Here is an 11,232-nt window from a genome sequence, read left to right on the forward strand (position 1 = left end):
AACCGAAGTTTCGATCGACCGGCGTATGTCCTACGACAACCTGTCAAGCAAGGCGCGCGACGGATCGCCTGTCGCGCTCAGACCGACGCTTTGCTGATAGGCTGCGATCGCCTTGCGGCTGTTCGGGCCAATCACGCCATCGGTGCCGTCGGTATCAAAGCCGCGCGCGGTCAACCGCTGTTGAAGCGCCTTGCGATCATCAATCGTCAGGCCGTATCTGTCAGGGCCAAACTTGGCCTGGATCGGTCCGCCACCCGCAATCCGGTCCGACAAATGCCCCACGCCAATCGCGTAATTATCCGAATTATTATAGCGTTTGATCGCTTGGAAATTGCGGAACACGGCAAAGCGCGGACCGCCTGCATCGGGTTGCAGCACGGAAACGGGTGTCGCGGAGCCAGCCGCAGGCGTCCCCATTTCGCCGCCCCATTTCTGGCCCGACTGCCAGCCGGATTTCGCCAGATACGCAGCGGTCGAAGCCAATGAGTCCGCAGGATTCTCAGACCAGATATCGCGGCGGCCATCGCCGTTGAAATCAACGGCAAAGGCTTGGTACGAGGTCGGGATAAACTGTGTGTGCCCCATCGCCCCTGCCCAGCTTCCGGTCAGACCGGAGGCCGAAACATCCCCACGCTCAAGAATTTTCAGCGCCGCGATCAGCTGCTTTTCAAAAAACGCGCCGCGTCTGCCATCAAAGGCCAGCGTCGAGGTCGCCGAGATCACCGGCACGTTGCCGCGCCTTTCGCCGTAAAAGCTTTCCAGCCCCCAAACGGCAGTCACAACTTCGGCTGCAACGCCGTAGCGCGCTTCGATCTGGCGCAAGGTATCGCGGTGACGCGCAAAGGCCGCACGGCCCTTTGACACCCGTTCCTCGGACGCTGCGATGGCCAGATAATCCTCAAGCGTTCGGCTGAATTCGGTCTGGTTGCGGTCCCGTTTGACGACACCGGGCAGATACCCCGCACCAGCAAACCCCCGCCGCAAGGTGCTGTCCGATATGCCTTGTGCGCGCGCGCGGGGCTTGAACGCCGCGACCCACGCATCATAGGCCCCGTTTGACTGCGGTCGCAGATCATCCGGCAACGCGCCGTCGCTGCGCGAGGCGAAAACCTGCCCCCTGCCAGCGCTGTCGCAGGCCGACAGCCCCAGTGCCGCCAACCCGATCGTGAAACCTCTACGTGAAATACTCATACTGCTCGCGCCCTTTTTGCCTGCCGCTTTGAAGCAGGTTACCTCATGCCAGCGGGGGCGCAAAGGGGCACTTGCAGGGCGGCAAAGCTTTGCCGAGATTGCGTTGATTGCCCCCCAGCGGAGTTAAAGCTGATCCCCCGGCGTCTGACCGCCAAAGAACGCGTCCAGATTGTCGAGCGCCCGAAACCCCATGGCATCGCGGGTCTTGCGGGTGGCACTGCCGATGTGGGGCAGCATGAAGATGTTGTCATGTGCCGAAAACGCAGGATTGCCGCCCGGTTCGGTCTGGAAGCAATCCAGCCCTGCGGCGGATATCTGACCCTTTTCAAGCGCGTCCAGCAAGGCGGCCTCGTCTACCAGGGCACCGCGTGCGGTGTTGACGATAACGGCCCCCGGCGGCAGCAGGGCAAATCGTTCCTGGTTCATCAGGTTTGTCGTCTCGGGCGTGGCAGGACAATGCAGCGACAGGAAGTCCGCGACCTCAAGCAAGCTTTCGACGCTGTCATGATAAATTGCATCCTTGGCCTGATCCGCAGGCAGTTCCGAGCGGTTGTAGTAGTGAATTTCCATATCGAACCCGCGCGCCTTGGCGGCAAATGCGCGGCCCACACGGCCCATACCGATGATGCCCAGCCGTGCGCCCGTGACCTGCTTGCCGACCATGAAGGCCGGTGACCAGCTGTCCCATGCGCCGGTGCGCACGATGCGGTCACCCGCGACCGCGTTGCGCGCGGCCCCCAGCATCAGCAGCATGGCAAGTTCGGCCGTGGCATCGGACAGCACATCGGGTGTGTTGGTCACGACGATGCCGCGCTTTTTCAAGGCAGGCAGATCGCAGTGGTCGACCCCCACAGAATGGTTCGCAACGATCCTGAGCCGGTCCGCGAATTGCGCGACGACATCGGCGCTGAAATGTTCGGAATGGCACGGGATGATGGCATCGAAATCCGCGCTGGCCGCAATCAACTGGTCGGCGGTGCCGGGCTGGTCGTCGTAGTTGATTACGACATCATAATCGCGCGCGGCCCGTTCCAACGTGGCGTCAGACAGGCGGCGGGTGATCCAAAGGCGGGGTTTACGGTCGACTTCGCTCATTTCTTGCGGACACATTCATCCCAGAAATCATAGACGGCCATCGCGCAGACGACAAAGCCGATGATCATGAAGGGTGCCCCCCCGACGAAGCCCGCAAAACCGGTCGAGATGCTTTTGGACAGGCCGCCGATGAAGATGCACAGGATCGCCGTCCCGATGAACCCCACCACCAATTTAGTTGCGTATGACATATGAGTGTCCTTTCCCTTATTCGGCTGCGTCAGCCAGTTGGGTTTGCAGCCAGCGCGCCGTGCGCAGCAGGCGGTTGTCTTTCTCGGCAGGACCGATCAACTGCACGCCGATCGGCAGCCCGGTTTCCCCGACGAGCAAGGGCAGGCTGATGCAGGGCAATCCTGCCAGCGTCCAAAGCGTGCAGAAAATCGGATCGCCCGTGCCTGCCCCGAATTTCGGGGCCTCGCCTGCTGCCGAGGGCGCGATGATGGCGTCGAATTCAACAAAGAAGTTGTCAAAGAACGCCTCGGCCGAGGCTTTGACGGCCAGCGCATCTTCGTATTCGGCGCGGGTGATCTGGTTGCCACGCGTGATCACGGGCTTCAGCGTTTCGCTGATCTGGTCCCAGTGCCCTTCGAACACCTCGGCTTGATGTTGGCAGATCTCGTATTCGTGGATACGCGCCTGCACGGCGACAAGGTTCGACAGGGTGTCGGCCGGCTCCATCCGGGTCACTTGCGGATCCAGAATTTCCAGCACGGCCTCCAGCCCCTCTTGGGCATCGGCTGACAGGCGGTCATTGAAAGGCAGGTCGAACCAGACAAGTTCCGGCGTGACCGGCGCATCCTCGGCGGCCCCTGCGGACATGTCGGGGCGTGGGCGGGCAAAGCTGGTCGCATCGCTGCCGTCATAGCCCCCGATCACATCGGTCAGCAGCGCCACATCCGCAAGGCTGCGGCCAAAGCAGCCCACCTGATCCAGCGAGACCGATGTTTGCAGCAGCCCTGTGCGCGACACGACCCCGCGTGTCGGTTTGAACCCGAAAGTCCCGCAAAACGACGCAGGCCGGATCACGGAGCCGTTGGTTTGCGTGCCGATGGCAAGCGGAACGTGATGCGCCCCGACAGCCGCCGCCGACCCGCTGGATGACCCGCCGGGGCTGTGATCGGGGTTGTGCGGGTTGCGCGTATCGTTGGCGTGCACGAATGCCATTTCGGTCGTCACGGTCTTGCCCATGATCACCGCCCCGGCACCGCGCAGAAGTTCGACAAGACGCGCATCGTGGTCGGTCTGCCGACCCGCAAAGATCGGCGTGCCGCGCGCGGTCGGCATGTCTGCGGTGTCGATGATATCCTTGAGACCCACGGGAATCCCGTGCAAAGCGCCAATCGTCATCCCCGCCCTGCGGATGCGGTCACATTCCTGCGCCTGCGCGATCGCCGCCTCTTGATCAAGATAGGCCCAGGCCCGGATCGCATCATCCGTCGCGGTGATCTGCGCAAGGCAGGATTTCACCAGCTCGACCGAGGTCAGCTTGCCCGAGGCGCAAAGTGCCAGCGCCTCGGTTGCGGTCAGTTTATATGCGTCCTTGATCATGGGATGTATTCACCGAACAGATAGTCGGGGAACCACAGCGCGATGCCGGGGAACAAATACATCAGACACATCGTCAGGATCACGATCCCCAGATACGGCATGATGCCCCGGAAGATCTCCATCAGTTCGATCTGGTTCTTCAACACGCCCTTCAGATAATAGGCCGACATGGCCATGGGCGGTGTCAGGAAGGACGTTTGCAGGTTCAAGGCGATCAGCATGGCGAAGAAATAGGGGTTCACGCCAAAGACTTCGAGCAGGGGCAGGAAGATCGGCACGAAGATGATCAGGATTTCCGACCACTCGAGCGGCCAGCCCAGCAAGAAGATGATGACCTGCGCCAGAATGAGGAACTGCCAAGGCTCAAGGTCCATACCGCCGACCCATTGCGCGATCAGGTCATGCCCCCCGAGGTAGGAAAACACCGATGCGAAAGTCCAGGACCCGACGAAAAGCCAACAGACCATTGCCGTCGCCTTGGCGGTCAGGAACACGCTTTCCTTCAGTTTTGTCCAGCTCATCGACCGGTAGAGCACGGCGAGCACCATCCCCCCCAAGGCCCCCATCGCGGCCGCTTCCGCAGGCGTCGCAAGGCCGCCCAGAATGGACCCCAGAACAAGCGCGATCAGAACGGTCAGCGGCACGAAGCTCAGCAGCAGGTCCATATAGATTTCTTTGGGCGGCGGCACATCTTTCATCGACGGCTTGGGGGCCAGCGCCGGGTTCATCCAGACGCGCACGATTACGTAGACGATATAAAGACCCGCCAGCAAAAGCCCCGGGAACACCGCCGCCGCATACAGGCGCAGGGGCGAAAGATCGGCGATCGCGGCATAGACGATCAGCATGATCGACGGCGGGATTAGGATCCCCAGCGTACCGCCGGCACAGATGACACCGGATGCAAAGCTTTTGTTGTAGTTGGCATTGGCCATCGCGGGGAAAGCCAGCAGGCCCATCAGCGTCACGACCGCACCGACGATCCCGGACGCGGTCGAGAATACCGCGCAGGTCAGCAGCGCCGCGATGGCAAGGCTGCCCGGCAGGTTGCGCGCGGCCATGTAAAGCGAGAAGAACAGCTTGTCCACGATGTTGGCGCGTTCCACCACATACCCCATGAACAAGAACAGCGGGATCGCCACAAGGGTCGGGTTCTCCATCACGGAATAGGTGTTCTGGTTCACCAGATAGAAGATATTATTGTTAAAAATATCCGAGAATGTTTCGATAGGGTGCCCTTGGTAATAGGCGTAATAACCAAAGCCCACCCCCATCGCGAGAAGGGTGAAGGCAATCGGGAAACCAAGCAAGACAAAGACAATGAACAGTCCAAGCATCACCAGGGCGACTTCGGGATTTGACATCTTTTTTTCTTTCGTGAAGCGCTGAATAGCTTATTTGCGGGCTGGGGCCATGGCGCTGATCTGATCAAGATCGGCTTCGGTCAGAAGGTCTTCGGTCTCTTTCACGTCCGCCAGGCGTTCGGGCCAGATACCGGTGCGCATGGCCATCACGCAGCGAACCAGTTCGGCAAAGCCCTGGATCATCAAGAGCGCGCCGGACAACGGGATCAGGGACTTGAAAAAGTAGATCTGAATGCTGGCCGGACTGTTGAAGCTGACCTCCTTGTAGCGCCAGCTGTCCGAGGCGATCTCGTAGCCGTACCAGACCAGCGCAAGGATGCCGGGGAAGAAGAACAGGAAGTAGAGCACGAAATCCAGCACCGCCTGAACCCGGACCGGAAACAGACGGTACAGGACGTCGGCGCGCACATGCGTATCTTGCGCCAGCGCATAGGCCCCGCACATCAAGAACAGCGCGCCATACATCTGGACCATCATGTCGAACGACCAGACCGTCGGCGCATTGAGCACGTAGCGTACGAAGACCTCGTAGGACACCGACAGCGTCAGGATCAGAATGCACCACCCAAAGGCGCGCCCCACCCAAAGACTGAGACCTTCAATGGCATGTACGAATTTCATGTGTCTGTTGCTCCCTTAACAGATCAGCGGAACGGTGTTCTCGCTTGCAGTCATAGGATGTCCGGGCACCGATCTGGTACCCGGACATCTTTGTTCATGGTGTGACGATCAGCCGAAGTAGTGGTCGTAAGCCATCTGGTAGTTAGGCTGGTTCAGGTTGAGATAGCCCATGACTTCCTTGGCATAGACCTTCTGCGATTCCATCACCTTGGCAAAGAACGGATCTTCTTCCGCGATGCGGTTCGCAACCACGTCCCACGCAACCAGCTGCGCCTGCATGACGGAATCTGGTGTGCGGTGCACATTGACGCCGTCCGCTTCCTGCAGCTTGATCAGATCGTCCGAATACCGCTTGGTGTTGCCCCAGTAGAAGCCGGAGTTTTCAGCCATCGAGGCGTTCTTGATGATGGCCTTGTGCTCATCGGACAGCGAATTGAACTTGTCCTTGTTGATCGTGATCTCAAAGCATTCCTGGCTTTGGTGATACGACGCCAGCATGTATTCCTTGGACACGTCCTGCATCCCGAAGTCACGGTCAGACGTCGGGTTGTTGAATTCGGCCGCGTCAATCAGGCCGGATTTCATCGCAGGCTGGATTTCACCGCCCGGAAGCTGCACGACGGACATGCCCATTTCCAGCATGACGTCAGCGGCCAGACCGACGGTGCGGTACTTGAGGCCCTTCATCTCGGACGCATCGGTGATCTGCTTCTGGAACCAGCCAAGCGGCTGTGCAGGCATTGGCGAGTTGAAGAAGGAAACCACGTTCAACCGCAGTTCGCCCATCAGTTCGTCAAACAGTTCCTGACCGCCACCTGCGTGGATCCAGCCCAGCATTTCCTGGCTCGACCAGCCAAAGCAAGGGCCGGTGCCGAACAGCGACGCGGATTTCGACTTGCCGTACCAGTAGGCTGACACATAGTGCGCCGCATCCAGAACACCGCGATGGACCGCGTCTTGCATCTGGCTTGTTTTCACGACCGCGTCCACCGACAGGACTTCGATGGTCAGCGATCCGCCGGACATCTCATTGACCCGTGCGGCAAAGGACTGCGCGTTCTCAAGAAAGATGCCGCCGCCCCAGGCCGCTTGCATCTTGATCGTCGTGCCGTGGCTTTCCGCTAGTGCGGGCGTCGCCAGCGCTGCGGCACCGGCAACAGCCGAACCGCGCAGAAACTTTCTGCGATTGATAGAGTTTGTCATATTTCCTCCCAAGGAATTCGATGCGGTGGCCTCTCGGTCGAGCGGTCCGCATTCAATTTTACAGGTCCCGTTCAGCCGTTTCTGTGACTTTCGATCCCGGCTCTCCCCCCGGATCACAGAACGCAGCACAACATTACCCAAGGGCAATGTTATTGGTTACAGTTTTATAGGCAAGGGCTTCTTTTTGACGGCAGCCTTTGATGCGCCGCAATTTCGGGAAATTATTCCGCCTTGAATGCATGCTTTTTGCTGGGGCAACGCCCGGCCCAAATCGCTAGGAAATCAGGCGTTTCACCTGTTTTTTCTACCCTGATCAGGCACATTCGACCCCGGGAAGCACTGCATATGAAGGTGCCGGAAAATCGCCCCGGCCAGGTCCGAATTCGACCCGTCGCAAAGGTCATTAAACATTGTTCATGCCGCTTGGCGGCGCACGACGCTGGGTCAATTTTTTAAGATTTCGTAAGGGTTCGAAGACGTTAGCGGAAACAATGCGCAAAGGTAACGAATCAAAAAATATGAATATGTATCTTGCTGTCTGCACGTTAGCGCTACCGCTCTCCAAGCGCTTTGATCTGTGGCCCTGCGCTTGCGGTCAGGGGCGCTGCAAGATGTAATCAGGCTGGATACCTGATGTCTGAATGGGCCCGTCCACATCATGGCCCGAAAAGAAACCGTATCCGGCGATCAAGGCTGTCTTCACCCCGGCCGCCTGCCCCCCCAGAATATCCGTATGAAGGCTGTCTCCGACCATCACCGTGCGGCCAAGATCGACCTTGTCGATCTGCGCAAAGGCCAGATCAAAGATGTTTCCGAAGGGCTTACCGAAGAACTGCGGCTCGATTCCGGTCTGGTCCGCCAACCGGTGTGCGAAATGCCCCGGTTCGATGGAAAACCCGTCTTCGCGCGGGGCCACGATGTCGGGATTGCCGACATAGACCGGGCGCGGCGCGTGTCTTAGCGAGGCTTCCAGCAACGCCTGGCGCGTTTCCGTCCACACCGCACTGCCCAACAGCACAAACGCATCCGCAGCATCATAGTCAGCGGCATCTTCCGCAAGATAGACCATATCGAACGGCTCAATATCCCCGCGGCCAAGGCTTTGGGTCGCCATCAGCCCCCATTTCAACGGCGGGGCATTGTGCAGCGCATGAAGCGTGGCCTTGCGGCTGGTGATTACGTCCTCGGGCGCAAAATGATATCCGAGGTTCTTGTATTTCTCCATCAGCCGGGCATGGGGAAATCCGGCCGCGTTTGACACGATCATGACCCGCTTGCCGGCGTTCTGAAGGCCCGCGATCCGGTCTGGCACGCCCGGAATCGCGGTGTCGCCGATATTGAGAACTCCAAAAGCGTCGAGCAGGAAAATGTCCATCTTATCGGCAAGCGCATCAAGGTCCGGCAACCGCGTGCAAGGCGCGCCGGATGTGGACGCAGGCAGCCGGTGGCGCACCCGCTCGTAGCTGGCAAACGCCTCTTGCAGGTTCATATGATCGCGCCGCGTACTTTGGCGGAAACCCATTCCGAAATGACGACGGCCGCCAAAATCACCAGCAAGATCAGCGACACCTGTGGCCAGGCGAGCACGTTCAGCGACGATGACAACTGCAACCCAATGCCGCCTGCTCCGACCAGTCCCAGAACCGTCGATTCCCGAATATTGATGTCCCAGCGGAACACCGCGATGCCTGCAAAGGCGGGCAGGATTTGCGGGACGATGCCATAGGCCATGACCTGCCAGCGTGACGCGCCCGTTGCCGTGATCGCCTCAACCTGTGTCTGATCAATCTCCTCGATCGCCTCGTACAACAGCTTGGCGCAGAAGCCGATCGAACGGATTGCAATCGCGATCACACCCGCGAAGACACCGGGGCCAATGATCGCGATCAGCAACAAGGCCCAGATCAGCGAATTGATCGACCGCGTCGACACGATGATCAGCAGCGCGATGGGACGAATGAAAAACCGCGACGGCGTGGTATTATGCGCCGCCAGAAAGGCAACGGGAACGGCAAGGATCAGCGAAAAGATCGTGCCCAGCGTGGCGATGTTCAGCGTGTCCCAGATAGGTTTACCCAACTGGGTGATATATTCCCATCGCGGCGGCGTCGCGCGGGTCCAGATGTCATCGGCGATGCGCGGCGCATCCCAAACGAAGAACCATGTGGTCGAGGCTGAAATCTGCTGCCAGCAATAGGCAAAGACCGCGACGCCGATCAGCCACATCACCCAATGCGCAAGGCTTTCGCGGCCCGAGCGGCGTTGCCAGATCTTTTGGCCCTTAATTTCCTCTACTGGCATTATTGCACCCTCGCCCTGATCACCCCGGACAGGTATTCCAAGGCCATGACGATAAGAATGATGATCATCAGGATCGCGGCCGCCGTGTCGTATTCATAACGGTCGAACGCCGTGTTCAGCGTGGCACCGATGCCGCCCGCGCCCACCAGGCCCAAGATCGCACTTTCGCGAAAGTTGATATCAAGCCGGTAGATGCTGAGGCCGATCAGACGCGGCATCACCTGCGGCTGGACCCCGTAATTGATCCACTGCGTCCATCTGGCCCCCGACGCCTTGATCGCTTCGGCCTGCACCTTGTCCATGCTTTCGATGCCTTCGGCCAGCAATTTGGACAGGAACCCGATGGTCGCGAAACTGAGCGTCAGAAAACCGGCCAAGGGACCAAAGCCGAAGATCGCCACCAGCAGGATCGCCACGATGATTTCCTGCAACGCGCGGCTGATGGCGATGATCGACCGGCAGATCAGATAAATCGGCAAGGGCGCAATGTTGCGCGCCGCCCCCAAGGCAATGGGTATCGAAATCGCGATGCCCACCACAGACGATGCGATGGTCATGATGATGCTTTCCACCATGCCGGCGTAAATGTCGGACGACCGCGTGGTGAAATCGGGGCTGGTGAAGGCCAGAATGAACTTTTTCCCGCGCTCCAGCCCTTCGTAGACCCGAGACCAGTTTACGTCGATCGTCATGTAGGCTGCGATCAGATAGGCCGCGAAGCCCAGCATCAGGGCCCATCTCAGCCATGGTCGCTTGATAAAGGACGGTTTGCGCCACGGCTTGCCGATCAGGGTGTGCAGCTCGCTCATTCCGCGGCCTCGACTTCGTCCTCGTCGACCGGCGCGATTGTCGCTTCCCAGTCTTCCTCGCCGTAGATCGTTGTCAGCACATCGGGGGTCAGCCCGTCGGGAGGTCCGTCGAATTCGACTGCCCCAAAGCGCAGGCCGATGACGCGTTGCACGAACATCTGCGCCAGGGCGACGTCGTGAATGTTAATGATCGCGGCCAACCCGCGTTCTTTGCACAGCTCGCAAATCAGGCGCATGATCTGGCGCGACGTCTTGGGGTCCAGCGACGCGGTGGGTTCATCGACCAGCAGCAAGGCCGGATTTTGGATCAGCGCGCGGCAAATACCGACGCGTTGCCGCTGGCCGCCAGACAGCTCATCCGCGCGCTTGTCGGCCATATGGGCAAGGCCGACGCGGTCCAGCAGGCGGAACGCCTCGTCCACGTCCTTTTGCGGAAAACGCCGCAAGAAGCTGCGCCAGAACCCGACATAGCCCAAGCGCCCGGAAAGCACGTTTTCCATCACGCTCAGCCGTTCAACCAAAGCATATTCCTGAAAAATCATCCCCATCCTGCGGCGTTCACGGCGCAGATTGCCCTGGGACAGCCCCGTCAGTTCCACATCGCCCAGATAGATCCTGCCCGATGTCGGTTCGACCAGCCGGTTGATACACCGGATCAGCGTGGATTTCCCCGCCCCCGATGGCCCGATCAGCGCCAGCACCTGCCCCTCTGGCACGTTCAGTTCCACGGCCTTCAAGGCCTGGTCACCGGTTTTATATGTCTTAACAAGCTTCTCAAGCCGCAGCATGAAAGCGCCCCCCACCCCAGTTGTCATTATTGGAAATGGCGGGCCCGAAGACCCGCCAGATCAGTCGTTACTCGCAGGTGTAGCTGACGCCGTTTGCGGTATCGATCTTGCGGATCACTTCCCAGAATTCCTTGTAGGTCATCGGCAGGAACTGGCCCTCGTTCGATTTCTCGAATTCGGCCTGAAGCGACGTGCCTTCCCATTCAAAGTTGAAGAACGCGTTGCGGATCTTTTCCTTGAGATCAGGTGTCAGGTTATGCGCCGTGCCAAAACCCGTGGTCGGAAAGGTCTGCGATTTATAGATCGTCACGA

The 11,232-nt window shown here is 59.4% G+C and carries 11 protein-coding genes and 1 pseudogene; all 12 read right to left on the reverse strand.

The genetic code is table 11. From position 1 onward, the window contains the following. Positions 1–30: 30 nt before the first annotated feature. Positions 31–1,191, reverse strand: coding sequence for a lytic murein transglycosylase (locus RGAI101_RS07515; RefSeq protein ID WP_008226653.1), 1,161 nt, complete (start codon positions 1,189–1,191; stop codon positions 31–33). A gap of 123 nt (positions 1,192–1,314) precedes the next feature. Further along, positions 1,315–2,286 carry a 2-hydroxyacid dehydrogenase gene (locus tag RGAI101_RS07520; RefSeq protein ID WP_008229210.1) on the reverse strand — a complete coding sequence of 324 codons (972 nt, stop codon included), beginning with the start codon at positions 2,284–2,286 and terminating at the stop codon, positions 1,315–1,317. Beyond that, positions 2,283–2,477 carry a hypothetical protein gene (locus RGAI101_RS07525; RefSeq protein ID WP_037227674.1) on the reverse strand — a complete coding sequence of 65 codons (195 nt, stop codon included), beginning with the start codon at positions 2,475–2,477 and terminating at the stop codon, positions 2,283–2,285. The genes RGAI101_RS07520 and RGAI101_RS07525 overlap by 4 nt, the downstream gene beginning before the upstream one ends. A 16-nt stretch (positions 2,478–2,493) precedes the next feature. Continuing rightward, entirely contained in the window at positions 2,494–3,834 is a 1,341-nt protein-coding gene (locus RGAI101_RS07530; RefSeq protein WP_008227576.1) for an amidase, read from the reverse strand. Then, positions 3,831–5,198 (reverse strand): TRAP transporter large permease, encoded by a 1,368-nt coding sequence (locus RGAI101_RS07535; protein ID WP_008227775.1) that lies wholly within the window; start codon positions 5,196–5,198, stop codon positions 3,831–3,833. The genes RGAI101_RS07530 and RGAI101_RS07535 overlap by 4 nt, the downstream gene beginning before the upstream one ends. Positions 5,199–5,228: 30 nt before the next feature. Then, positions 5,229–5,819 (reverse strand): TRAP transporter small permease subunit, encoded by a 591-nt coding sequence (locus RGAI101_RS07540; RefSeq protein WP_008229110.1) that lies wholly within the window; start codon positions 5,817–5,819, stop codon positions 5,229–5,231. Between the two features lie 108 nt (positions 5,820–5,927). Continuing rightward, positions 5,928–7,022, reverse strand: coding sequence for a TRAP transporter substrate-binding protein (locus tag RGAI101_RS07545; RefSeq protein ID WP_008225050.1), 1,095 nt, complete (start codon positions 7,020–7,022; stop codon positions 5,928–5,930). 595 nt (positions 7,023–7,617) lie between these two features. After that, positions 7,618–8,511: an HAD-IIA family hydrolase gene (locus RGAI101_RS07550; protein ID WP_037227677.1), complete on the reverse strand. Its 894-nt coding sequence runs from the start codon at positions 8,509–8,511 to the stop codon at positions 7,618–7,620. Then, on the reverse strand, positions 8,508–9,323 hold the full coding sequence (gene phnE / locus RGAI101_RS07555; RefSeq protein WP_008227517.1) for a phosphonate ABC transporter, permease protein PhnE: 816 nt from the start codon (positions 9,321–9,323) through the stop codon (positions 8,508–8,510). The genes RGAI101_RS07550 and phnE (RGAI101_RS07555) overlap by 4 nt, the downstream gene beginning before the upstream one ends. Further along, a complete protein-coding gene (phnE, locus tag RGAI101_RS07560; RefSeq protein WP_008227587.1) occupies positions 9,323–10,132 on the reverse strand; it encodes a phosphonate ABC transporter, permease protein PhnE in 810 nt (269 codons plus the stop codon). The genes phnE (RGAI101_RS07555) and phnE (RGAI101_RS07560) overlap by 1 nt, the downstream gene beginning before the upstream one ends. Then, positions 10,129–10,920 (reverse strand): phosphonate ABC transporter ATP-binding protein, encoded by a 792-nt coding sequence (gene phnC, locus RGAI101_RS07565; RefSeq protein ID WP_008229440.1) that lies wholly within the window; start codon positions 10,918–10,920, stop codon positions 10,129–10,131. Before phnC ends, phnE (RGAI101_RS07560) begins: the two co-directional genes overlap by 4 nt. 67 nt (positions 10,921–10,987) lie before the next feature. Continuing rightward, positions 10,988–11,232 (reverse strand): annotated as a pseudogene (locus RGAI101_RS07570) (phosphate/phosphite/phosphonate ABC transporter substrate-binding protein); the annotation flags it as partial.

The organism is Roseobacter sp. GAI101, from assembly GCF_000156335.1.
Lineage (GTDB): Bacteria > Pseudomonadota > Alphaproteobacteria > Rhodobacterales > Rhodobacteraceae > Sulfitobacter.